This is a genomic window from Phenylobacterium sp. LH3H17, assembly GCF_024298925.1.
Lineage (GTDB): Bacteria > Pseudomonadota > Alphaproteobacteria > Caulobacterales > Caulobacteraceae > Phenylobacterium.
On sequence record NZ_CP101283.1, the window covers coordinates 2,894,227 to 2,916,442 of the forward strand.

Genomic DNA, 22,216 nt, shown 5'->3' on the forward strand with positions numbered 1-22,216 from the left:
GTAAGCTCAGGCGTCCAGGCGCCGGACGCCGTAGAGCCGCAGGGCGCCGATCAGGCCCAGGGCCGACATGCCGGCCATGGCCAGGTAGCCCTTGGCTCCCACGGCGTCGAACAGCCAGCCTGATCCGATCGTCGCCGCGCCCATGAGCATGCCGCCGGACAGGGCGGAGTTGATCGTCTGGGCGGCCGAGGCGTTGGCGGGCGTAGAGAGCCGCTCGACGATCTGCAGCGAGGCCAGGAAGGTGGCGGCGTAGGTGAAGGTGTGCAGGCTCTGCAACGGGAACACCACCCAGAGAGGCGGCGAAAGCGACAGGATGCTCCATCGCAGCAGCGCGGCGGTCCCGCCCATGATGAGCAGATGGCGTGGCCCCACGCGCCGCCGCCAGGGCTCGAAGAACCACATGAAGGCCACCTCGATCCCCACGGCCACCCCCCACAGGACCCCGGTCATGCTCTCCGGGATGCCCTGCTGCTTCCAGGCCAGGGTGGAGAACGAATAATAGAAGGCGTGCGCCGACTGGATCAGGCCGACCGAGATCACGGCAAGCATGAAGTCGCGGTCGCGCAAGAGCTCGGTCAGCCCCGCGAACCGCTCCGAAAGGCGGCTCTGCGCCCCGCCCTCGCGGACGGGATCGGGCGGCAGTAGCGTGCGGGCGGCCAGGGCCGCCACCAGCGCCGCCCCGGTGATCCAGACCAGAACCAGTTCCGGCGAGTGGCGCACCAGCAGCGCCCCCACGCCCACATTGGCGACGATGAAGGCCGCCGAGCCGATGCCCCGCGGCCAGCCGAAATTGAACCCGTCCAGCCGGGCGCGGGTGAAGGCGATGACGTCCGTCAACGGCACGATGGTGGCGAAAACGCTCGAGGCGAAGAACCAGACTCCGAACCACCAGGCGAAGCCGAACGGCGCGGCCAGCAGGCCGTAGGCGCCCGCGGCCGCGAGCGCCATGAGGATCAGCGGCGTGCGTCTGAGCTTAAAGCTATCGGCCCACATGGCGATCGCCGGGGCGGTGACCGCCCGGGCCAGCAGCGGCGCCGAGAGGATCAGCCCGATCTCCGCGCCAGACAGTCCACGGCTGGCGAACCATACCGGGATATAGGGCGAACTGGCCCCCGTGCCGACGAACAGGGCCGCGTAGAACAGACCAAGGCGCACGGGCTGGTTCATGTTGGGACGTCAGCTACCGCGAGTCGTCTGCGCCATTCTTGCGACATCTCCAAAGACTCGCGTGCATCATCTTCCGCTACGCCCTCGACGCGTGCTAGCGCCAAGCTGCGATGTCCGAACCCTCCAGAGCCGCGCGCGTTTCCGAACTCCTCGAGGAGGTCGGCAAGCGTTCGGCGCGCAAGATCAAGGTCGCCCATGTGGTGGAGACCTTCGGGGACCGGGCCTTCGGCGCCCTGATGTTCATCTTCGCCGCGCCCCTGGTCCTTCCCATGCCGCCCGGGGTCTCGGCCGTACTCGGCGCGCCGCTGATCTTCATCACCGCCCAGTGGATGCTGGGCCGCCGCACCCTGTGGCTGCCCAAGGCGCTGCTGGAGCGGGAAATGAGCATGACCGACTTCCGCGCGCTCGTGGCCAAGCTGACCCCCTATCTCGAGCGCATCGAACGCGCCCTGCGCCCCCGGCTGACCTTCATGTACAACCCGGTCGGCGACCGGCTGGTGGGCCTGCTCTGCTTCGGGCTGTCGCTGATCGTCTTCCTGCCCATCCCGTTCGGCAACATGCTGCCCTCCTTCGCCATCGCCGCCTTCGCCATCGGCGGGGCCGAGCGCGACGGCTTGGCGGCGATCATCGGCTGGATCTTCGCCATCATCTCGATCGCTGTGTTGTGGATCTTCTCCAAGGCGATCCTGGCCGCCGTGATCGCCTTCTTCACCACCTTGGTCGGGATGTTCTAGCGCCGCCATGGCGAAGGCGTTGGCGCCGTCCTATGTGGCCTGGACCACAATCCTATCGGAGAACGCCTTGTCCCTGTCCCTCTACGACGCCTCGATCCCGGGTTACCTGCACATGCTGCGCAACCTGTCGGCCATGCTCGACAAGGCTGAGGCCCATGCCACGGCCAACGGCGTGGCGCTCTCGACCCTCGCCGAGGCGCGGCTGGCGCCCGATATGCATTCGCTGATCGGCCAGGTCCAGCTCGCCAGCGACGCGGCCAAGGGCGGCGGCGCGCGTCTGGCGGCCATCACCCCGCCGAGCTTCCCCGATGAGGAAACGAACTATCCGCAGCTCAAGGAACGGGTCGCCAAGACCATTGCCTTCCTGGAGACCATCAAGCGCGAACAGATCGACGGCGGCGAGGATCGCACGATCGAGCTGAAGTTCCCCGGCCGGACCATGACCTTCACGGCGACCGACTTCCTGCTGCGCTTCTCACTGCCCAACTTCCTGTTCCATGTGGTCACCGCCTACGGAGTCCTGCGTAGCCAGGGCGTGCCGCTGGGCAAGATGGACTTCCTGGCGGGCGCCCAGCCGGTCTGAAGCCGCGCCTCCCGCGCCTCGCATGGTTGCCGAGGCGCGGGGTCGGGGTAAGGTCTGATCCGCCCGACAATGATCGGGTGGAGGAGACCGCGATGGACCGCGCCAACAGCCTCGACCGAGCCTTGCGGGAACGCGCCCGCGCGGTGATCCCCGGCGGCATGTATGGCCACCAGTCAGTCGGCCTGTTGCCCGACGACTATCCGCAGTTCTTCGCCAAGGCCGAGGGCGCCCATATCTGGGATGTCGACGGCAATCGTTATCTGGACCTGATGTGCGCCTATGGGCCGAACCTGTTCGGCTACGCCAATCCCGAGATCGACGCGGCCTATGTCCGCCAGCTTAGCCTCAGCGACACCCTCACCGGCCCCACCGAGCTGATGGTGCGGCTGGCCGAGGAGCTGACCGCCATGGTCACCCACGCGGCCTGGGCCATGTTCTGCAAGAACGGCACCGACGCCACCTCCATGGCCCTGGTCACCGCCCGCGCGCACACCCGGCGCAAGACCATCATCCGGGCCCGCGGCGCCTACCATGGGGCCGCGCCCTGGTGCACGCCGCGCCCGGCCGGAACGATCGACACCGACCGCGCTCACCAGCTGTTCTGCGACTACAACGACGTGGCCAGCCTGGAGGACGCGGTGGCCCGGGCCGGCGGCGACCTGGCGGCCATCTTCGCCGCCCCCTTCAAGCATGACGCCTTCATCGACCAGGCCGCGCCCGATCCCGCCTATGCCCGCCGCGCGCGGGAGCTGTGCGACCAGACCGGCGCCCTGTTGATCGTCGACGACGTGCGGGCGGGCCTACGCATGGCGCGGGACTGTTCCTGGTCGCTGCTGGGCATCGAGCCGGACCTCTCAACCTGGGGCAAGTGCATCGCCAATGGCCACCCGATCTCGGCCCTGCTCGGCTCGGAAAAGGCCCGCACGGCGGCCGCCTCGATCTATGTCACCGGCTCGTTCTGGTTCCAGGCCGCCCCGATGGCCGCCGCCCTGGAGACCCTGCGCCTGGTCCGCGACACCGATTATCTGGAGCGCATCATGGCCCTGGGCGACCGGCTGGCCGGCGGCCTGGTGGAACGCGCCGCGGCGGCCGGCTTTGGCCTCCGCTGCTCGGGTCCGACCCAGATGCCGCTCTACCTGTTCGACGACGACCCCGACCTGCGGAAGGGCTTCTGCTTCGTCAGCCAGATGCTGGCGCGGGGTGTCTATATGCATCCCTGGCACAACATGTTCCTGTGTGCGGCGATGACGGCGACCGACATCGACCAGGCCCTGGAGGCCGCCGAGGGCGCCTTCGCGGTGCTGAAACGCGAGGCGGCGGGCCTGGCGCCGGTCGAGAAACTCGCATTCCTTTCCGCCGGCCAGAGGTAGGACGACATGCCGATCAGCGACTATTCCGAACACGACGGGCTCTCGCTCGCCGCCCTGGTGGCCAAGGGCGACGTGACGCCGCTGGAGCTCGTCGACGCCGCCATCGAGCGGATCGAGCGCCACAACCCGACGCTCAACGCGGTCGTCTACAAGGCCTATGAAGAGGCCCGCGAGGCCGCAAAGGGGCCGCTGCCCGACGGGCCATTCCGGGGCGTGCCGTTCCTGATCAAGGACCTGGGCATGCCGGTGGCCGGCTGGCCGCGCAGCTATGGCAGCAAGTTCGCCGCCAGCGTGGTGGACGCCGACGACGGCGATCTCACGGCGCGCTATCGCGCCGCCGGGGTCGTGCCGCTGGGCAAGACCAACACCCCGGAATACGGCATCACCGGCACGACGGAAGGCGCTCATCTCGGCGCCTGCCGCAATCCCTGGAACCCCAACCACATCTCCGGCGGCTCCTCGGGCGGCGCGGCCTCGTCGGTGGCGGCCGGCATCGTGCCCCTGGCCCACGCCAGCGACGGCCTGGGCTCGATCCGCATCCCCGCGGCCTGTTGCGGCCTGGTGGGGCTGAAGGTCACCCGCGACCGCAATCCCAACGGTCCGGACGACACGGCCTACGCCATGGGCTTCACCGTCGACCATGTGGTGACCCGCACCGTGCGCGACAGCGCCGCCATGCTGGACGCCACCGGCACGCCCCGGGCTGACGCCCCCTTCGCGGCCCCGCCCAAGGATCGCCCCTATGTCGAGGAGATCGAGGCGAGCCCCGGCAAGCTGCGCATCGCCTGGTCGTCCGAGACCGCCTCGGGCCGGCCCATCGATCCGGAGATCCAAGCCGCCCTCGAGCGCACCGCCGACCTGCTGAAGAGCCTGGGCCACGAGGTCGTGGAGAAGGGTCTCGGCATCGACTACCGCGCCCTCTACGCCGCCCGCGGGCCGGTCTCCGGCGCCAATTTCGCCGCCGACATGGCTCGGCTCATCGAGCAGATCGGCCGCGAGCCCGAGCCGGACGAATTGGAGCCCCTAACCTGGGCCCCCCTGAAAGGTGGGCGCAAGGTGACCGGGGAACAGGCTTGGCGCGGCTGGCAGGATCTGCGGGTGTTGAACCGCAGGACCCTGGCCTTCTTCGAGGACTGGGACGTCTATCTCTGCCCCGTCCTGGGCACGAACGTCCCCGAGGTCGGCCACATCGATCCGGTGAACCTCGAGCCGCGCGAGGTGAACCGCCGACAGGGCGCGGCCTTCCCCTACACCCCGCCGTTCAACTTCTCGGGCCAGCCGTCCATGTCGCTGCCACTGGAGATGTCGGCTGACGGCCTGCCCATCGGCATGATGTTCACCGCCCGTTTCGCCGACGAGGCGACCCTGTTCCGCCTCGCCGCCCAACTGGAGAAGGAAGCGCCCTGGAAGGACCGCCGCCCGGCGGTCTGGGGCTGACGACTTGCGCATCTGGCTGATCCTCGCCGCGCTCGGCGGTCTCCTCGCGGTGGGCTTCGGCGCGTTCGGGGCGCACGGCGTCACCGATCCCAAGGCTCGGGAATGGCTGCAGACCGGGACGCTCTACGCCTTCGTCCACTGCCTGGCAGTGTTCGCCAGCGCCAGGGTGAAGGCCCCCTTGGCTCCGCCTCTGTTCCTGAGCGGCGTCCTGGTGTTTTCGGGATCGCTCTACGCTATGGCGCTGGGCGCGCCGCGGATCCTTGGTGCGATCACGCCGATCGGCGGCCTGCTGTTCCTGGCCGGTTGGCTGATGCTGGGGCGCGGGGCCTGGAAGCCTCAGGCCTGAGCGCCTCTAGGCAAGGCCAGGAACCGTAGCGCCAAGGCCGATCCCACCAGGGCCGCCAGCATCACCAGCGCCATGGGCCGGGGCGTCCCGTCATGAAAGGCGCCGGCCAGGCTGGCCGCCAGGGCGCCGACCCCGAATGACGCCCCACCCGTCAGCGCCGAGATCGACCCGGCCCGCTTGGGATCGACATTCAGCGCCCCGGCCACGGTGTTGCCCTGCATGAATCCGTAGCTGCCCAGCAGCAGGAACAGCAGCGGCAGCACGCTCCAGCGCTCGCCAATGCCCGTGAGCGCCGCGGCGGCCAGGGTCAGGGCCGCGGCGACCGCGACCACGCTCGCCCGAGCCAGCACCTCGTCCGGCGTGCGGCGCTTCAAGGCGTAGCGATTGAGTTGGCTGGCCCCGATCACCGCTGCGGCGTTGAGGCCGAACACCCAGCCAAAGGCCGAGGATGAAATGCCATAGGTCCCCATCAGCAGCTCCGGCGAGGCCGAGATGTAGGTGAACAGGGTCGCGCCGTTCAGGCTGCCGGCCAGGGCGTATCCCACGAGCCGCGGCTGGCGCAGCAATGCCAGGTAGGCTTGGAACGGGTTCTCTGAGGCGGCCTGGGCCGCGGTCTCGTCCGAGCGGGATTCCTTGAGCCGGAAGAAGGCCGCCGCCCCGCAGGCGAGGCCGAACAGGGCCAGCACCCAGAAGTTCCACCGCCAGCCGCCGAGCGCCAGCAGCACCCCGCCCAGCAGGGGGGCGAGGATCGGCGCCAGGCCCATGATCAGCATCATCAGCGACAGCATCCGCGCCGTCTCAGTGTGGTTGAACCGGTCGCGGACGATGGCGCGCGACACCACCCCCCCGGCGCAGCCGCCGAGGGCCTGGACGAACCGCGCACCGATCAGCATCTCCGGCGAGGTCGCGAGCGCGCAGACGATCGAGGCGGCGATGAAGATCGCGATGCCCACCATGATCGGAGCGCGCCGGCCGAAACGATCGGACGCCGGGCCATAAATGAACTGGCCGATGGCCATGCCGGCGAAGAAGGCGGCCACCGTCGCCTGGGTCTGCGAGGCGCTGGCGCCCAGCGACGCGCCGATGGCCGGCAGGCTGGGCAGTTACATGTCGATGGACATCGGCGCGAAGGCGGTCAGCGATCCCAACAGAATCACCAGCCCCCAGGGCGTGTGGTCTTCGGCGGGGCGCTGGTCGGTCATGGCGTCCTTCTAGCGCGGTTCACATGACAGCCAAGCCGCGCTTGCCTTCCGCCCAAGGAAGCCTGCAACTCTGCCGCCACAACCGTCAGGGAGCCGCCCAATGTCCGCCCTCGCCCGCCAGATGCCGCCCGTCCAGCACGCCGCCGTCAACGGCGTCGACATGGCCTATTACGAGGTGGGGCCGCGGGGCAAAGGCGTCCCCATCGTCTTCTGCCACGGCTTTCCGGAGCTGGCCTTCTCTTGGCGCCACCAGCTCAAGGCCTGCGAGGCCGCCGGCCGCTGGGCCATCGCCCCCGACCAGCGCGGCTACGGCCTGACCTCGGCGCCCGACGCGATCACGGATTACGACATGGAGCACCTGACCGGCGACCTGGTGGGTCTGCTCGACCACCTTGGCGTGGAGAAGGCGGTGTTCGTCGGCCACGACTGGGGCGGTATTGTTGTCTGGGCCATGCCCCTGATGCACCCGACGCGGGTCGCCGGGATCGTCGGGCTCAACACCCCCTTCATGCGCCGCCCCCCCATGGACCCCATCGCGGGCATGCGGATGATGTTCGGCGAGGACATGTACATCGTCTGGTTCCAGAAGCCGGGGGTGGCCGACGCGGCCCTGGCCGACGACGTCGACAAGACCATCCGCTTCTTCATGCGCACCCCGGCGGCCATCGAGGCCGCGGTCGGCGAGGGCGCGGGATCGGGCCTGACCCTGTCCGGCCAGCCGACCGCCGAAACCCCGACCTTCGCCTTCGGCGACGCGCTCAGGGCCTGGGACAAGTCCGACACCGCCTACCAGCTGCTCAGCTCCGACGAGCTGGCGGCCTTCGTGGAGTCCTTCGAACGGACGGGCTTCACCGGCGGGATCAACTGGTATCGCAACTTCACCCGCAACTGGGAGAAGTCGGCGAGCCTCCCGACCCGGGTCGACGGCGTCCCCTGCCTGATGATCATGGCCGAGAAGGACGTGGTCCTCTCCCCCGCCATGGCCGACGGGATGGAGGAGGTGATCGGCGACCTGGAGAAGGTCCTGGTCAAGGAATCCGGCCACTGGACGCAGCAGGAGAAGCCCGACGAGGTCAATCGCCTCATCCTGGACTGGATGGATCGCCGCTTCCCGCAGTAAACAGGGGGCATGGAACGCAACACCCCCTCGCCCGTCGTCTCATCGTCCGCGCACAGGCGGGGTCTCTTCCGGGAGAACGAGCCCTATGCCCAGGGCTGGCTGGCCACCGGCGGCCCGCATGAAATCTTCTACGAGGAGTGCGGTACCCCCGATGGCAAACCCTGCGTCATCCTGCACGGCGGTCCGGGCGGGGCGATCAACCCGACCATGCGGCGTTTCTTCGATCCGTCCAGGTGGCGCATGGCCCTGTTCGACCAGCGCGGTTGCGGCAAGTCGCGGCCCAACGCCAGCCTGGACGACAACACCACCTGGTCGCTGATCGAGGACATCGAGCGCCTGCGCGTCCATCTGGGCGTCGAGAAATGGACCGTGTTCGGCGGCTCCTGGGGTTCGACCCTGGCGCTCGCCTACGCCATCACCCATCCCGATCGGGTCGACGGCCTGGTCCTGCGCGGCATCTTCCTGCTCACCGAGCGCGAGCTGAGATGGTTCTACCAGGACGGGGCCTCGATCCTGTTCCCCGACGCCTGGGCCCGCTTCACCGCCCCGATCCCGGTCGCCGAGCGCGGCGACCTGATGAGCGCCTACCACCGCCGCCTGACCTCGAGCGACCGCGCCGTCCAGGCCGAGGCCGCGGCCGCCTGGAGCCAGTGGGAGGGCGACACCATCTCCATCCGCGGTCCCGAAGCCCGGCCTTCGAAGTTCAACGAGATCGACTTCGCCGTCGCCTTCGCCCGGATCGAGTGCCACTTCTTCGCCAACGGCGGCTTCTTCGACGAGGACGGCTGGATCCTGAAGAATATCGAAAAGATACGGAAAATCCCTGGCTGGATCGTTCAGGGCCGGTTCGATGTTGTCACGCCGATGGAGAGCGCCTGGGCCCTGAAGACCGCCTGGCCGGAGGCGCGTTTCGACATCGTCTGGGACGCCGGCCACGCCTCCACCGAGCCTGGCATCGTCGACGGCCTGGTGCGGGCGACGGACCAGGCGCTGCGCGGCTAGAGCAGCGCCCCGGTGCCGCTGGTGACTTCGGAATAGCGGTGCACGCGCACGGCCTGGACCAGGCCGAAGCCGATCATCACCGTCACCATGACGGTGCCGCCGTAAGACAGCATCGGCATGGGCACGCCCACCACCGGCGCCAGTCCCATCACCATCGCCCCGTTGATCAGCACATAGAGGCCGAAGGTCGCCGTCGTCCCGGCCGCCGCCAGCCGACCGAAGTGGGAGTGCGAGATCGAGGCGATGCGCAGGGCCATGAAGATCACCGCGCCGTACAGGAACAGCACCGAGATGCAGCCCAGGAAGCCGAACTCCTCTGCCAGGGTGGCGAAGATGAAGTCGGTCTGCTTCTCGGGCAGGAAGTTGAGCTGGCTCTGTGATCCCAGCCCGTAGCCCTTGCCGAAGAAGCCGCCGGAGCCCAGCGCGATCTTCGACTGCATGATGTGGTAGCCGGAGCCCGAGGGGTCGCTCTCGGGGTCGAGGAAGGTCAGCACCCGCTTGCGCTGGTAGTCGTGCATGACGAACAGCACGAACGGCGGAATGGCCGCCGCGGCCAGGCCCACCATGGCTCCGATCACCTTCCAGGACAGGCCGGCCAACATGACGATGGCGCCGCCGGTGAGCGCGATCAGCATGGCGGTGCCGAGGTCGGGCTGGTGAGCCACCAGCACCACCGGGGCCAGTATCATCGCCGCCGGGATCAGCAGCCACCACGACAGCCTCGCGCTCTCGGCCGACATGCCGTGATAGAAGCGCGCCAGGGCCAGCACGATCCCCAGCTTCATCACCTCCGACGGCTGGAAGCTGAACGGGCCGATGGAGAGCCAGCGCGTCGCGCCCATCCGGGTGTCGCCGGCCACTTCCACGGCCACGAGCAGCAACAGCCCGACCCCGTAGATTGGATAGGCCAGGAACGACCAGACCCGCAGGTCGACCATCGCCAGCACCACCATGGCCACAAAGCAGAGCCCGAAGCGCATCAGGTGGTTGCCCGCCCAGGGATCCCAGGACGAGCCGGCGATGGAGAACATCATCAGCGAGCCCACGCCGGCGATCAGGCAGAGCGCGAGGGCGAACAGCCAGTCGATCTCGCTGAACTTGACGATCGCCCGGTCGCGTTCGCCGGGCCGGGTCAGAGCGCTGACGGTCATGTGGGCGCTCCTGGCGGGACCGGCGGCGGCGGGGTGACGATGGGGGCCTCGGGCGCCGCGCCTTCCATGACCACGCTCTCGGGGACCTCGGGCATGGGCAGCGGCGTTTCGATCCGGGCCCGCAGCTCGGGATCCTTAAGCAAGGCCACGCGCATCACCTCGCGCGCGCGGGGCGCCGCGGCCGTGGCGCCCCCCATCCCGCCGTGCTCGATGATCACCGACAGGGCGTAGCGCGGGTCGTCATAGGGCGCGAAGGCGATGAACAGGTTGTGGTCCTTGAGCTTCCAGGTCACGCCGACGCTGCTGCGCGAGGCCAGCTTGTCGAAGCTGCGGACCTGCGCGGTCCCGGTCTTGCCCGCCATCTTGATGTCGCCCAGGCCGAGCTGGCTCTGGCGGTAGGCGGTGCCGCTCGTGTCGTTGGCCACTGCCTCCATGCCGCCGCGGACATATTTCAGGTGCTCGGCCGGGAACGGCAGATCCACGGCGGCGTCGCCGCGGGGCATCTCCACCCCGCCCACCGACTTGATGAGCCGCGGATTGAGCGCCTTCTTGCTGTTGGCCAGGCGCGCGGTCATCACCGCCAGTTGCAGGGCGTTCACCGCCACATAGCCCTGGCCGATCCCGTAGCTGACGGAGTCCCCCGGCTGCCAGACCGGCTCGCGCTTAACAGCCTTGCGCTTCCATTCGGTGGAGCCGACCACGCCCTTCTTCTGGTTGCCCGGAACGCCGATGTCGAAGGTCTGGCCAAAGCCCATGGCGTGGGCGGCCTTGGCGATGGGGTCTGGGCCGATCTTCAGCGCCGTCTGGTAGAAATAGATGTCGCAGGAGTTCTTGATGGCGTCGTGCATGTTCTGCGAGCCGTGCCCGCCATGCTTCCAGCATCGCCAGGTGCGGCCGCCATAGTACCAGCCGCCCGAGCAGTTCACCCGGACCTCGGGATCGATGCCGGCCTCCAGGGCCGCCAGGGCCACCGTCGGCTTGAAGGTCGAGCCGGGCGGATAGGTGCCGTTCATGACCTTGTCGAGCAGCGGCTTGCGCTCGTACAGGGCCAGCGCGCGGTACTCCGGGCCTGACAGGCCCCGCACGAACCGGTTGGCGTCGAAGCTGGGCGAGGAGGCCATGCACAGCAGGTCCCCGGTGCGGCAATCCATGACGACGATCGCGCCGCTCTCGTCGCCCATCACCTCGAGCGCGCGGTTCTGGACGTCGACGTCCAGGGTGAGCTGGATCTCCTTGCCGGGGATGGCGGCGATGTCGCCGCCCTCGTCCTGGCGGACCTCGCGGCCGTTGGCGTCCACCTCCACCTTGCGGGCGCCAGGTTTGCCTCGCAAGTCGAGATCAAACGCCTTTTCAACGCCTTGCCGCCCAATTCTGAAGCCCGGATGCAAGAGGATGGGGTCCGAGTTCGGTCCGGTGGGCGACAGGTCCTCCTTGTTGACCTTGGCCACATAGCCGATCACGTGGGCGAAGGCGCCGCCATGCGGATAGACCCGCACCTCGCCCATGTCGGCGGTGACGCCGGGAAGTTCCGGCGCCCGGACATTGATCGCCGAGAACTCCTCCCAGCTCATGTCTTCCATGACCGAGACCGGCGAGCGCTTCGGCGCCCGGGCGATGTCCTTGGCCAGGCGCGCCTGGCGCGCGTCGTCCAGGGGCACGAAGGCGGCCAGGGTCTTGAGCGTCGCCTTGGGGTCGAGATCCTCCTCGCGGCTGACCAGCAGCCGGAAGTTGGGGCGGTTGGAGGCCAGGATAGCACCGTTGCGATCGACGATCAGGCCGCGCGGCGCGGCCACCAGGCGGAAGTTGAACTGGTTGGAGGCCGAGAGCTTCTCGTAGCGTTGGGTCTCGACGAGTTGCAGGTGCGCGAGCCGCCCGCCGAGCGCCGCCAGACCCAGCCCCGCGAAGCCGCCCAGCAGGAACGTCCGGCGATGGAAGACCCCCTGCCGTTCGTTCACCTCGGAGAAGAAGATCGACGGTTCGCTCATGGGTCCGATCTTAGCGGAATCGCACGTCGGCGTCCTCGAACCGGTCGATCAGGCGATCGGCAAACGGAAAGAGGATGACGGTGGCCAGGAACTGCCACCCGATCGAGACCATGCTGGCCATGCCACCGGCGTCGGCCATGGTGAAAAGGAAGGCGGCGAGTTGGGTGACGGCGCAGCAAGCGCCGAACCAGACCCACATCATCAGCCGGCTCTGGCCCACGATCAGTGTGCGGCCGGCCAGCACCGCGCCATATCCGGTCAGCAGCGAAAGGGCCCACAGCCCGATCGGCCCTCCCCAGAACAGGTCCAGGAACAGCCCCATGGCCAGAATGCCGAAGGGGGCCAGGATAGAGGGCCGGATCACCGCCCAGGCGAAGGCCGGGGCGAGCGCGAAGATCGGTTCCGGCAGCTGCAGCCCGAACACCCGGAAGGGGATGCCGAACAGCACCGTGAGCGCCAGGGCCTGCAGCATGGGCAGGCCCAGCCACATCACCGGATTGAGGGGACGCGCGCCGGCCAGGCTCAAAGCGGCGCCTCCGGCGGCGGCGGCTCGGGCGTCGGGGTTGCCGCCGGCGGCGGGGTCGCGGGTGGAGCGGGACGCGGCGGCGCGGGCCTTGGCGTAGCGGCCTTCGGAGCTGGGGCCTTCGGAGCCGGCGCCTGCCCCGTCGTGGGCGTCGTCGCCGGCCGCGCGGCGACGGGCGGCGGGGCGGGCGTGACGCCGACCAGGGCGGCGGGACGAGCTTCGGGCGGCGGCGGCGGCGGGATGCGGTTCAGTTCCGCGGCGTTGGCGAGCTGCGAGAAGTCCTGGAACAGCAGGATGCGCACATAGTCGACGGGCGAGGCGTCGGAGGCCAGGGCCACGCGCCAGCGCCCGTCCAGCCCCTTGACCGCCACGCCCACCGGCAGGCCGCGCGGCAGCACCCCGCCGTCGCCGGAGGTGACGATGCGGTCGCCCTCCTTCACCGGGTCCTTGCCCCGCAGATATTCCAGCTTCGGATTAGGCCCGCCGTCCCCGGTCAGGATCGAGCGCGCATTGGTGCGGTCGACCATCACCGGCGTGCGCGAGGCGATGTCGGTCAGCAGGAGGATGCGGCTCGCGCCCTGCGTCACCCCGATGACGCGGCCCACCAGGCCGATCTCGCTCATCACCGGATTGCCGACCTTGATTCCCTTCTCGACGCCCGCGTTGGCCAGGCGGGTGTTGGCGAAGGGGCCGCGCGATCCGCTCACCGTGCGCGCCGCCGCCATGGGGATGGGCGGATCGGTCTTCAGACCCAGCAGGGACTTGTAGCGATCGTTGGTGTCGCGCAGGGCGAGCGCCGCGTCGCGCCACTCCCGGGCCGCGACAAGCTCGGCCTTCAGCCGGCGGTTTTCGGAGACGGCGAAGAAATAGCCCTGAACGTAGTCCACTCCATTGCCGAGCCAGGCCGTGGGGGCGGCCAGGGTCTGGGTCACGGGAGCGGCCACGGCGTCGCCCAGCTGGCGGGTCGCGCCATAGGCCTCGGTCTGGAAGGTTTCGCGCCGGTCGGAGAGCAGCAGGGTGACGGCCACCACGACGGCCACGACCAGAGCGACCCCCGCTGTCCATGCCAGCGGGACCTTCAGCTCGCCGAACGGATTCTCACGAAAGGCCACCGGAACCTGCTCGCATGCGAGGGAGCGTCAGCCGCCCCGACTCGCGAAGTCTACGCCAGGGTGGACTCAAGAACGCCCTTCATCCACTTCGGATGTTCGAGCACCTTGCCGCACCCCAGGGCGACGCAGGAGAGCGGGTCGTCGGCCACCGTCACCGGCAGGCCGGTATGGTCGCGGATCTCGGCGTCGAGGCCGCGGAGCAGAGCCCCGCCCCCCGTCAGCATGATGCCCTTGTCGGCGATGTCGGACGCAAGTTCCGGCGGCGTCGCCTCCAGCGCCATCTTCACCGCGTCGACGATCTGGCTGACCGGCTCCGACAGCGAATCGGACGCCTGCTTCTCGCTGATGCGCACTTCGCGCGGCACGCCCTGCATCAGGTCGCGGCCCTTGACCTCGATGGAGAGGCCCTCGCCGTCGGCCGGAGCCCGGGCGGTGCCGATCTCCTTCTTGATGCGCTCGGCGGTGGTCTCGCCGATCAGCAGGTTATGGTTGCGGCGCATGTAGCTGATGATCGCCTCGTCCATCTTGTCGCCGCCCACCCGGACGGAGCGCGAATAGACGATGCCCGACAGCGACAGCACGGCCACCTCGGTGGTGCCGCCGCCGATGTCGACCACCATCGAACCCGTGGGCTCATGGATGGGCAGGCCAGCCCCGATGGCCGCGGCCATGGGCTCGTCGATCAGGCCGACCCGGCGGCCACCGGCGTTGAGGCAGCTGTCGTTGATCGCCCGGCGTTCCACGGCGGTGGCGCCGGACGGCACGCAGACGATGACCTTGGGGTTCACGAAACCCTTGCGGTTGTGGACCTTGCGGATGAAGTACTTGATCATCTCCTCGGCGACTTCGAAGTCGGCGATGACCCCATCCCGCATGGGACGGATGGCTTCCATGTGGCCAGGCGTACGGCCCAGCATCTGCTTGGCTTCTATGCCGACGGCGTGGACGACCTTGCGGCCGCCGACGTTGCGAAGCGCCACCACCGACGGCTCATTCAGAACGATGCCCTTGCCCTTCATGTAGATGAGGGTGTTGGCGGTGCCGAGGTCGATGGCGATATCGTTCGAGATGGCGCCGAAGAGGGATGAAAACATGCAGAGCCCTGGGGGGGATGAAAGCCGATGATGTGTCCGAGGAGTCTAGTGCCTGCCGCCTTACCACGCCGTGAATAGACGCCCGGCCGCTCCAGCCTCCGTATGCAGGACTGTTTGGCGGTGTGCCCTGCCATTGGGTTCAATTCAAGGCCTAATGACGGACGTGTGGTTTCGCGTCGCAGGAGAGTAAACAGGCTTCACCACAACGCCGCGTCCGGCGGGAGCTTCGGGAGCCCGACACGGCCTCCAAAGGCGAAACGGCGCCCCTGTGTCGCTCTGCGGTTACAGCGCTGCGGCGCGGATAGGCCTAGAAAGCTCAACCGTCCCTTCCCCATCGACAGCCTGGCCGCGCGTGAAACGAGATGTCTATCCGTCAGGCCGTCCTGGGCGTCGAGAACGCCAGCTTCTTCTACGGATCCAATAGGGTCTTCGAGGGCGTCTCCTTCCAGCTGGACGACGCGCGCACGGCCCTGGTGGGGGAGAACGGCGCCGGCAAGTCCACCCTGCTGAAGTGCCTGCTCGGCGAGCTGGTGCTGATGGACGGGCAGATCGTCCGCTCGCGGGGCCTGAAGATCGGCTACGTGCCGCAGGACGTGCCCGCGGGCCTCGCCGATCGGCCACTGCGCCAGGTGCTGGAGGCCGCCCTCCCCGTGACCGACGGTTCCGAGGATTGGAAGGTCGATGTCCTGCTGGACGAGATCGGCGTCGCCTTCGAGACCGCCGAGCAACCCTTTGGGGCCTTGAGCGGCGGCTGGCAGCGGCTGATGCTGATCGCCGCCGGGGCCCGTCTCTCCGAACCCGACCTGCTGATCCTCGACGAACCGACCAACCACCTGGACCTGTCCAACATCAATGTCCTGGAGGGGTGGCTGGACGAGAACCACCGCCTGCCCATGCTGATCGTCAGCCACGACCGCGAGTTCCTGCAGCGGACCACCACCCGGACCCTGTTCCTGCGGGCCGACGGCGCCCACAGCTTCGCCGCGCCCTTCGTCGAGGCGCGCCAGGCCCTCTTACATCGCGACGCCGCCGACGCCGTGCGACGCCAGGTCGAGGGCAAGGAGATCGACCGGCTGCAGAAGGTCGCCGCCCGCTACCGGGTCTGGGGCGTCAAGAATGACAAGTTCCACAAGCGCGCCAAGGCCACCGAGAAACGCATCGACCGGATCGAGGCCGAGCGCACCGGCGCCTATTCCGCCCGCGAGCGGAAGCTGGAGCTGGCCGAGGGCGAGATCGAGGCTAAGGTCGCCCTGCGGATCGAGAACTACGCCGTCACCGTCCCCGACGGGTCGCGCAAGCTGTTCCACATCGACAAGCTGTCGGTGGCGGTCGGCGACCGCATCGCCCTGCTGGGGATCAACGGGGCCGGCAAGTCCATGCTGCTCTCGGCCCTGGCGCGGGCCTGGGACCCGGCCCTGCGGCACTATGACGGCCAGGCCAGCCTCCGCTTCAACCCGCAGAGCCGGCTGGTCTATTTCGACCAGCGCATGGCCGACCTGCCGCTGGAGCTGAGCCTCGTCGACTACCTGACCTCGGTGGAGGGCGCGACAAGCCGCGACGCCAACGCCATGCTGGCCAAGGCGGGCTTCCCCTATGTGCGGATCAAGGGACCGATCGGCGACCTCAGCCACGGAGAGCGGGCGCGGCTGGTCTTCCTGCGCATGACCTTGGCCAGGCCCAACCTCTACCTCCTGGACGAGCCCACGAACCACCTGGACATCGAGGGCCAGGAGGACCTTGAGGCCCAGCTCGACGGCGCCGACGTCGCCTGTCTGTTCGTCTCTCACGACCGCTACTTCACCCGCGCGGCCGCCACCCGCTTCCTGGAGATCCGCAAGGGCCGGCTGGTGGAGGTGGAAGGACCCGACGACTTCTTCGAGGCGCAGTAGGTCAGCGACGCGGCAGGACCCTGAAGCCGTGCCTGCGGAACACTACCGCCGCCTGGGGCCCGCTCATGAAGCTGAGGAACCGGGCGGCGTCAGGGTTCTTCGAGCCGGTCACCAGGGCGGCCGGATAGACGATCGCCGGATGGCTGCCCGCCGGGAACAGGCCTACGATGCGCACCTTCGGCTCGAGCCTTGCGTCGGTATCGTAGACCACGCCGAAGGGGCTCTCGCCGCGGGCGACGTACTGCAGGGCGGTGCGGACGTTCTCGGCCTGGGCGAGCTTGCCCGACACCCCGTCCCAGGCGCCCAGCGAGATGAGCGCGGCCCTGGCGTACTTGCCGGCCGGTACGTCGGGGCCGGCCACCGCCAGTCTCCCGCCGCCCAGGGCGCGCGCCAGCGGCATGCCCTTGGCGACCTTCAGCGCGGCCTTGGAGTCCGCGGGCGCGATCAGGGCCAGGCGGTTGGTCAGCAGGTCCCGGCGGGTGGCGGCGACGACCAGCCTGCGCTCGGCCAGGTAGGTCATCCAATCGGCATCGGCCGAGACATAGATGTCGGCCGGCGCCCCCTGCTCGATCTGCCGGGCCATGGCGGAAGACGCCGCGTACGAGAACCGCGCCTCGCCGCCGGTCCTGGCGTATTCGCGCCCGACCTCGTCCAGGGCGTTCTTCAGCGAGGCCGCCGCGAACACGGTGACCGAGGCGGCCTGGGCCGGCGCAAAAACGAGGGACCAGGCCAGCGCGACCGCGCCCAACATCCGAGAAAGCTGCATGCGCCAAGCCTAGCGCGGCTTGGCGGCAGGCGCATCAGCCCAGAGCCGTCATCACCACGCCCACGCCCGTGGCGGTTCCGCCGACGATCTGGACAAGGCTGAGGCGCTCCTTGAACAGCCGCCGCCCAGCCGCCGCGGCGATGGGCCCTTCGATGACCCCGACGGCGCGAACCTGGCCGGCCGGCGCCAGGGCCAGGGCCGAGAACCAGCAAGCCGAGGCGGCCGTTCCGCAGAGCCCGGCGCCCAGGGACTGACGCCAGCTCCCCATCACAGAGCGCAGCGCCTGGGGCCGGGTCGCCGCCAGTATGCCCCCCAGGACCAGCGACTGCAGAGCCTGGGCCACGCAGAGCGAGGCGGTGGCCGAATAGATCGGATGGCCAGGCTCCAGCGCCATGCCCGCCTGGCGATAGCCGTTCAGCGCCACGGCGAAGGCCAGGCCCGAGGCGAGTCCGAACAGCGAACCGTTCAGCACGCCGGTGGCCGCGTCGCGCTTTGGCCAGGAGAGGATGAGCAGGCCCGCAGTCGCGGCGACCAGGCCCAGCCACTGGACCGGGTTCATGTGGTCGCCGAACACCACGAACCCCATGATGGCGGCCAGCGGCAGGGATGACTGCTGCATGAAGGTCGCCACAGCGAACCCGGAATGGCGCATGGCCATCAGCAGGGCCGCGGTGGCCGAGACCTGGGCGATGGCGCCGGCCGTCACGGCGATGGCGAACCGCCAGGACAGGTGCGGCTCCGCCTGGGGCGTGGCGAAGGCCACCACGGCGAAGATCAGCAGCGAGAACGGCAGACCGAACAGGAAGCGCACCAGGGTCGCGCCCCAGGGGCCGGCGTCGCCGACCAGCCCGCGCTGCAGGGCGTTGCGCGCCACCTGCAGCGGCGCGGCCGCCGCCGTCAGTAGGATCCAGAGCATCGGGTGGAACTCCGCTCACCCCGCGCATGCGCGGTCCCAGGCTGGGACGCAGCCTGGGCGAATCTCGAGGGTGTCCCCACAGGCGCGGGGACGAGCGAAATCAGAATCCGCTGGCGATGGCGTCCGGCGCGCTCTTTTCCTTGCGGGCGAAGAGGTTGTTGAGCGCGTTCACATAGGCCTTGGCCGAGGCCGTGAGCGTATCGGTATCGGCGGCCTGCCCGGTGGCGATCCGGCCATCCTCCTCCAGGCGCACAGAGACCTGGGCCTGAGCGTCGGTCCCCTCGGTCACCGCATGCACCTGGAACAGGCGCAGGATGGCCGTGTGCGGCACCGCCTCGTGAATGGCGTTGAACACCGCGTCGACCGGGCCGTCGCCGGTGGCCGAGGCCGCCTTCTCGACGCCGTCGACCGTCACGATCAACTCGGCCTGCTGCGGCCCCTCGGTGCCGGCGATGACCCTCAGGCTCTTGACCTGGATGCGGTCGGAGCCGGAGGCCAGGGCGTCGTCCACCAGGGCGACGATGTCGTCGTCGAAGACGTGCTTCTTCTTGTCGGCAAGGTCCTTGAAGCGCTGGAAGGCTTCGTTCAGCGCGTTCTGGCCCAGTTCGTAGCCCAGGGTCTTCAGCTTCTCGCGGAAACCCGCGCGGCCGGCGTGCTTGCCCATGACCAGATTGGAGGCGCCCTGCCCCACGGTCTCCGGGCTCATGATCTCGTAGGTCCCGCGGTCCTTCAGCATCCCGTCCTGGTGGATGCCGCTCTCGTGGGCGAAGGCGTTCTTGCCCACGATCGCCTTGTTGAACTGCACCGGAAAGCCGGTGATCGCAGAGACGTAGCGGCTGGCGCGGGTGATGTGCTGGGTCTCGACGCCGGTGAAGTAGGGCAGCCGGTCGCCGCGCACCTTCAGGGCCATCACCACCTCTTCCAGGGCCGCGTTGCCGGCCCGCTCGCCGATGCCGTTCACGGCCACCTCGACCTGGCGCGCTCCGCCCTGAACCCCGGCCAGGCTGTTGGCGACGGCCAGGCCCAGGTCGTTATGGCAATGGGTCGAGAAGATCACCGTGTCGGCGTTCGGCACGTTCTCGATCAGGTCGCGGAAAATCTCAGCGTATTCGCTGGGATAGGTATAGCCCACGGTGTCGGGGATGTTGATCGTCTGGGCGCCGGCCTGGATGGCGGCTTCCACGCAGCGGCGCAGGAAGTCCTGCTCGGTTCGGGTGGCGTCCTGGGCCGACCATTCCACGTCGCCGCACAGGTTGCGCGCGTGGCCGACCGACTTGGTGATCATCTCCAGGATGTCTTCCTGGCTGGCCTTCAGGATGTGGTCGCGATGGCTGGGGCTGGTGGACAGGAAGGTGTGGATGCGGCCGCGCTTGGCCGGGCGGATCGCCTCGGCGCAGCGCTCGATGTCGGCCATGCCGGCGCGGGCCAGGCCGCAGACCGTGCTCTCGGTGACGATCTCGGAGACCTGCCGGACGGCCTCGAAGTCGCCGTTGGAGGCGATGGGGAAGCCCGCCTCGATCACGTCGACGCGCATGTCCTCCAGGATCTTGGCCAGCTCGAGCTTCTCGTCGATGGACATGGAGGCGCCAGGCGACTGCTCGCCGTCGCGCATGGTGGTGTCGAATACGATGACGCGATCCCGGGAATCGCGGGCGGTGTCGTTGGAAGCTTGGGTCATTTGCGAACTCTCTTCGCGGGGCGTTCTAAAGGGGGCGGGCGGCGGGTGAAATCCCCTGGGAGGCCGGCCGCGAAGTCGCGCAGCCTAAAGGCAGGCCCAGGGGCGGCTAAGCCCCAGGTCGAGAAGAAGCAGGCTGTGCGATGACGTACGCATGGCGACTGGCATAACGAAATGCCGGTCACGCCGCAACAGTCTTGCGTCGAAAGGGCCTTCAGGCCGCCTCTCGCGCAAGAACCTTCCTGACCGCCGATCGGGTGTTCATCCGCTGGAAGTGGCCGAAAACCTTTGGAAATTGCGCGATTTCGACCCCGATGCCCGCGAGCCACCCGCTGAAGGTGAACAGGTAGGGATCGCAGATCGTATAGGCCTCTCCCATCACCCAGGGCGCCTCGGGCAGATCGGCCTCGATCCTGGCGAAGCACGCCGCCATGGTCTCTGGGACCTTGCGCTTCATCTCCGCGATCGCCGAGGGGGCGTCGGCCCAGCGCCCCGCCCGCCGTCCATGGGCGTACGCGACGTGGACGGTGGAGGAGAGATAACCGTTGAACGCCTGGACCTGGGCGAAGGCGAAGGGATCGTCGAGGGGCGCGAGATTCGCCCCCGGATGGCTTTGCGCCACGAACGCCAGGATCGCCGGGCTTTCCGTCACGACGCCGCGCTCGGTGACCAGGGCCGGGATTCGGCCCTTCGGATTGATCGCCAGATAGTCCGGTCGGGTTTGCTCGCCGCCCATGAGGTCGACGCGAACCGCCTCGTAGTCGGCCCCGGCGTCTTCCAGGGCGATGTGGGACGCCAGCGAGCACGAGCCTGGAAAATAGAACAGCTTCAACATCGTCTCAGTCCTTGCGCGGTCCGCTGATCGCGTCCTCGCGTGATTTCAGCCAGTTACGCGCGAACCAGCCGATGGCGATCCAGGCGACCACGATCAGCGCCAGCCAGATCGCATGGCCGCCCCCCTGCCCCTTCAGCACCTGGACGATGGAGTTGCCGGCGAAGGCCGTGAGCGCGATCTTCGGCACGATACCGAGGGCCGTTCCGGCGGTGAAGTGGCGCATCCGCATCGGCGTCACCCCCGCGGCCATATTGACCACGATGAAGGGAGCCGAAGGCACCAGCCGCACGATGAGGCTGGCCAGGAAGCCGTTGCGACCCACCAGGTCCATGAACCGCTGCATGCTCTCGCCAGACAGCGCTTTGAGCGCCCGCGCACCCGCCAGCCTGCCGACATAGAAACCGACCAGGGCCGAGACCATGGTGCCGATCCAGCTATAGGCGAACCCGGTCCAGGCCCCGAAGGCCACCACCGCCGCGGCGATCAGCACGAACTGCGGCACGCCCAGGAAGGCCAGGATGGCGAAGGCCGCCACAGCCGCGGGCAAGGCCCAGGGGCCGTCGGAGGCCATGCCCAGCCAGCGCTCGACCGTCGCCTCCCCGTCGAAGCCCAGCACCTGGGCGCCGAACAGGAACACCACGCCCACCCCGCCAAACAGGACGAAGGACACCGCCAGCGTCCGCCAGGCCTTTGCGTCCATTTCGTTGATGAAGCGGAGGATGCGGCGCATGCCCTCCCGTCGCCGATCAGGCGGCAAGGGTCAAGCTGGAGCGCCTCGACATCAGCGAGGCGAACTTCGGCCTCGCCTAGGACGGGCAGCGCGCCAGGGTCGTGGCCCCGCTCCAGGGACCGCCGGCCGCCGTCATCGCCTCGGGGGCGGCCGGGTCGGTCATGGTCAGGGTGAACCTTTGCGGGGCGGACGCCCCTTCCGCCGTGCAGCGGGCCGCGATCTCATAGCCGGAGGCTGTCGGGGAAACCTTGTCGAAATCGCAGGCCACCTCGCCTGCGGTCGCCACGCGCCGCGCCTCGAACCGCCATGCGCCGTCCCGGCAAAGTTCCGGTCTCGCCGCCCAGCGGCCCACATAGCGGGCCGGCTCCACGGCCGGAGAAACCGTCCCGGCGTCCGGCCTGGCGTTCGGCGCGGGCGGGCCGCAGGCGGCGAGCGCCAGGACGGCGAACAAGGCGAGGCGGAACATCGGGGGCTCCTGCGTGGCTTTTCGCAAACGATCGCCCGGAAAGGCCGTTCCGCGGGCCAAGCCGGCTTTGCCTTTGCGCCGCCTTCCGCTAAACCCGCGCCCGTTCCTTTCAA

The 22,216-nt window shown here is 68.9% G+C and carries 21 protein-coding genes; 8 read left to right on the forward strand and 13 right to left on the reverse strand.

The genetic code is table 11. The features are described 5' to 3' along the window. Positions 1-6: 6 nt before the first annotated feature. Complete coding sequence (locus tag M9M90_RS14170) at positions 7-1,167, reverse strand: MFS transporter (protein WP_254833867.1); 1,161 nt, start codon at positions 1,165-1,167, stop codon at positions 7-9. A gap of 110 nt (positions 1,168-1,277) precedes the next feature. Here M9M90_RS14170 and M9M90_RS14175 point away from each other — a divergent pair, with 110 nt between their 5' ends. From M9M90_RS14175 to M9M90_RS14195, 5 genes are all read left to right on the forward strand, one after another. Further along, a complete protein-coding gene (locus tag M9M90_RS14175; protein WP_254833868.1) occupies positions 1,278-1,901 on the forward strand; it encodes an exopolysaccharide biosynthesis protein in 624 nt (207 codons plus the stop codon). 7 nt (positions 1,902-1,908) lie between these two features. Then, positions 1,909-2,484, forward strand: a complete 576-nt coding sequence (locus M9M90_RS14180) for a DUF1993 family protein (protein ID WP_254833869.1) — start codon at positions 1,909-1,911, stop codon at positions 2,482-2,484. A gap of 92 nt (positions 2,485-2,576) precedes the next feature. Further along, positions 2,577-3,854: an aminotransferase class III-fold pyridoxal phosphate-dependent enzyme gene (locus tag M9M90_RS14185; protein WP_254833870.1), complete on the forward strand. Its 1,278-nt coding sequence runs from the start codon at positions 2,577-2,579 to the stop codon at positions 3,852-3,854. Positions 3,855-3,860: 6 nt separating this feature from the next. Beyond that, positions 3,861-5,291, forward strand: coding sequence for an amidase (locus tag M9M90_RS14190; protein ID WP_254833871.1), 1,431 nt, complete (start codon positions 3,861-3,863; stop codon positions 5,289-5,291). Between the two features lie 4 nt (positions 5,292-5,295). Continuing rightward, entirely contained in the window at positions 5,296-5,637 is a 342-nt protein-coding gene (locus tag M9M90_RS14195; protein ID WP_254833872.1) for a DUF423 domain-containing protein, read from the forward strand. On the opposite strand, the gene M9M90_RS14200 is transcribed toward M9M90_RS14195, so the two are convergent. Continuing rightward, positions 5,628-6,740: a multidrug effflux MFS transporter gene (locus M9M90_RS14200; RefSeq protein ID WP_371876935.1), complete on the reverse strand. Its 1,113-nt coding sequence runs from the start codon at positions 6,738-6,740 to the stop codon at positions 5,628-5,630. The two genes, M9M90_RS14195 and M9M90_RS14200, sit on opposite strands and share 10 nt — an antisense overlap. Positions 6,741-6,939: 199 nt before the next feature. Here M9M90_RS14200 and M9M90_RS14205 point away from each other — a divergent pair, with 199 nt between their 5' ends. Then, positions 6,940-7,959 carry an alpha/beta fold hydrolase gene (locus M9M90_RS14205; RefSeq protein ID WP_254833873.1) on the forward strand — a complete coding sequence of 340 codons (1,020 nt, stop codon included), beginning with the start codon at positions 6,940-6,942 and terminating at the stop codon, positions 7,957-7,959. Between the two features lie 9 nt (positions 7,960-7,968). Further along, a complete protein-coding gene (gene pip, locus M9M90_RS14210) occupies positions 7,969-8,961 on the forward strand; it encodes a prolyl aminopeptidase (protein WP_254833874.1) in 993 nt (330 codons plus the stop codon). Here pip and rodA read toward each other — a convergent pair. The 5 genes from rodA to M9M90_RS14235 are packed head-to-tail and all read right to left on the reverse strand — an operon-like array spanning position 8,958 to position 14,826. Beyond that, positions 8,958-10,112, reverse strand: coding sequence for a rod shape-determining protein RodA (gene rodA, locus M9M90_RS14215; RefSeq protein ID WP_254833875.1), 1,155 nt, complete (start codon positions 10,110-10,112; stop codon positions 8,958-8,960). The two genes, pip and rodA, sit on opposite strands and share 4 nt — an antisense overlap. Further along, positions 10,109-12,097 (reverse strand): penicillin-binding protein 2, encoded by a 1,989-nt coding sequence (gene mrdA / locus M9M90_RS14220; protein WP_254833876.1) that lies wholly within the window; start codon positions 12,095-12,097, stop codon positions 10,109-10,111. Before mrdA ends, rodA begins: the two co-directional genes overlap by 4 nt. 10 nt (positions 12,098-12,107) lie before the next feature. Next, on the reverse strand, positions 12,108-12,623 hold the full coding sequence (locus M9M90_RS14225; protein WP_254833877.1) for a hypothetical protein: 516 nt from the start codon (positions 12,621-12,623) through the stop codon (positions 12,108-12,110). Continuing rightward, a complete protein-coding gene (gene mreC / locus M9M90_RS14230; RefSeq protein WP_254833878.1) occupies positions 12,620-13,732 on the reverse strand; it encodes a rod shape-determining protein MreC in 1,113 nt (370 codons plus the stop codon). Before mreC ends, M9M90_RS14225 begins: the two co-directional genes overlap by 4 nt. Before the next feature lie 50 nt (positions 13,733-13,782). Then, positions 13,783-14,826 carry a rod shape-determining protein gene (locus M9M90_RS14235; protein WP_056732529.1) on the reverse strand — a complete coding sequence of 348 codons (1,044 nt, stop codon included), beginning with the start codon at positions 14,824-14,826 and terminating at the stop codon, positions 13,783-13,785. Positions 14,827-15,188: 362 nt separating this feature from the next. On the opposite strand from M9M90_RS14235, the gene M9M90_RS14240 reads away from it, so the two are divergent. Continuing rightward, positions 15,189-16,715 carry an ABC-F family ATP-binding cassette domain-containing protein gene (locus M9M90_RS14240; RefSeq protein WP_254833879.1) on the forward strand — a complete coding sequence of 509 codons (1,527 nt, stop codon included), beginning with the start codon at positions 15,189-15,191 and terminating at the stop codon, positions 16,713-16,715. A gap of 1 nt (position 16,716) precedes the next feature. Here M9M90_RS14240 and modA read toward each other — a convergent pair whose 3' ends face one another. The 6 genes from modA to M9M90_RS14270 form a co-directional block, all read right to left on the reverse strand. After that, positions 16,717-17,481 (reverse strand): molybdate ABC transporter substrate-binding protein, encoded by a 765-nt coding sequence (gene modA / locus M9M90_RS14245; protein WP_254833880.1) that lies wholly within the window; start codon positions 17,479-17,481, stop codon positions 16,717-16,719. Between the two features lie 34 nt (positions 17,482-17,515). After that, positions 17,516-18,397 (reverse strand): DMT family transporter, encoded by an 882-nt coding sequence (locus M9M90_RS14250; RefSeq protein WP_254833881.1) that lies wholly within the window; start codon positions 18,395-18,397, stop codon positions 17,516-17,518. 100 nt (positions 18,398-18,497) lie between these two features. After that, positions 18,498-20,075, reverse strand: coding sequence for a 2-isopropylmalate synthase (locus tag M9M90_RS14255; RefSeq protein WP_254833882.1), 1,578 nt, complete (start codon positions 20,073-20,075; stop codon positions 18,498-18,500). A 211-nt stretch (positions 20,076-20,286) separates the two neighbouring features. Next, positions 20,287-20,907 carry a glutathione S-transferase family protein gene (locus tag M9M90_RS14260; RefSeq protein ID WP_254833883.1) on the reverse strand — a complete coding sequence of 207 codons (621 nt, stop codon included), beginning with the start codon at positions 20,905-20,907 and terminating at the stop codon, positions 20,287-20,289. Positions 20,908-20,911: 4 nt separating this feature from the next. Next, positions 20,912-21,637, reverse strand: coding sequence for a TVP38/TMEM64 family protein (locus M9M90_RS14265; RefSeq protein ID WP_254833884.1), 726 nt, complete (start codon positions 21,635-21,637; stop codon positions 20,912-20,914). 76 nt (positions 21,638-21,713) lie between these two features. Beyond that, positions 21,714-22,103 (reverse strand): hypothetical protein, encoded by a 390-nt coding sequence (locus M9M90_RS14270; protein WP_254833885.1) that lies wholly within the window; start codon positions 22,101-22,103, stop codon positions 21,714-21,716. Between the last annotated feature and the right edge of the window lie 113 nt (positions 22,104-22,216).

Bases quoted from the DNA above. Each gene is read 5' to 3' on its own strand.
- M9M90_RS14170 (WP_254833867.1), bottom strand. From the start codon at position 1,167: ATGAACCAGCCCGTGCGCCTTGGTCTGTTCTACGCGGCCCTGTTCGTC.
- M9M90_RS14175 (WP_254833868.1), top strand. From the start codon at position 1,278: ATGTCCGAACCCTCCAGAGCCGCGCGCGTTTCCGAACTCCTCGAGGAG.
- M9M90_RS14180 (WP_254833869.1), top strand. From the start codon at position 1,909: ATGGCGAAGGCGTTGGCGCCGTCCTATGTGGCCTGGACCACAATCCTA.
- M9M90_RS14185 (WP_254833870.1), top strand. From the start codon at position 2,577: ATGGACCGCGCCAACAGCCTCGACCGAGCCTTGCGGGAACGCGCCCGC.
- M9M90_RS14190 (WP_254833871.1), top strand. From the start codon at position 3,861: ATGCCGATCAGCGACTATTCCGAACACGACGGGCTCTCGCTCGCCGCC.
- M9M90_RS14205 (WP_254833873.1), top strand. From the start codon at position 6,940: ATGTCCGCCCTCGCCCGCCAGATGCCGCCCGTCCAGCACGCCGCCGTC.
- pip (WP_254833874.1), top strand. From the start codon at position 7,969: ATGGAACGCAACACCCCCTCGCCCGTCGTCTCATCGTCCGCGCACAGG.
- rodA (WP_254833875.1), bottom strand. From the start codon at position 10,112: ATGACCGTCAGCGCTCTGACCCGGCCCGGCGAACGCGACCGGGCGATC.
- mrdA (WP_254833876.1), bottom strand. From the start codon at position 12,097: ATGAGCGAACCGTCGATCTTCTTCTCCGAGGTGAACGAACGGCAGGGG.
- M9M90_RS14235 (WP_056732529.1), bottom strand. From the start codon at position 14,826: ATGTTTTCATCCCTCTTCGGCGCCATCTCGAACGATATCGCCATCGAC.
- M9M90_RS14240 (WP_254833879.1), top strand. From the start codon at position 15,189: ATGTCTATCCGTCAGGCCGTCCTGGGCGTCGAGAACGCCAGCTTCTTC.
- modA (WP_254833880.1), bottom strand. From the start codon at position 17,481: ATGCAGCTTTCTCGGATGTTGGGCGCGGTCGCGCTGGCCTGGTCCCTC.
- M9M90_RS14250 (WP_254833881.1), bottom strand. From the start codon at position 18,397: ATGCTCTGGATCCTACTGACGGCGGCGGCCGCGCCGCTGCAGGTGGCG.
- M9M90_RS14255 (WP_254833882.1), bottom strand. From the start codon at position 20,075: ATGACCCAAGCTTCCAACGACACCGCCCGCGATTCCCGGGATCGCGTC.
- M9M90_RS14260 (WP_254833883.1), bottom strand. From the start codon at position 20,907: ATGTTGAAGCTGTTCTATTTTCCAGGCTCGTGCTCGCTGGCGTCCCAC.
- M9M90_RS14265 (WP_254833884.1), bottom strand. From the start codon at position 21,637: ATGCGCCGCATCCTCCGCTTCATCAACGAAATGGACGCAAAGGCCTGG.
- M9M90_RS14270 (WP_254833885.1), bottom strand. From the start codon at position 22,103: ATGTTCCGCCTCGCCTTGTTCGCCGTCCTGGCGCTCGCCGCCTGCGGC.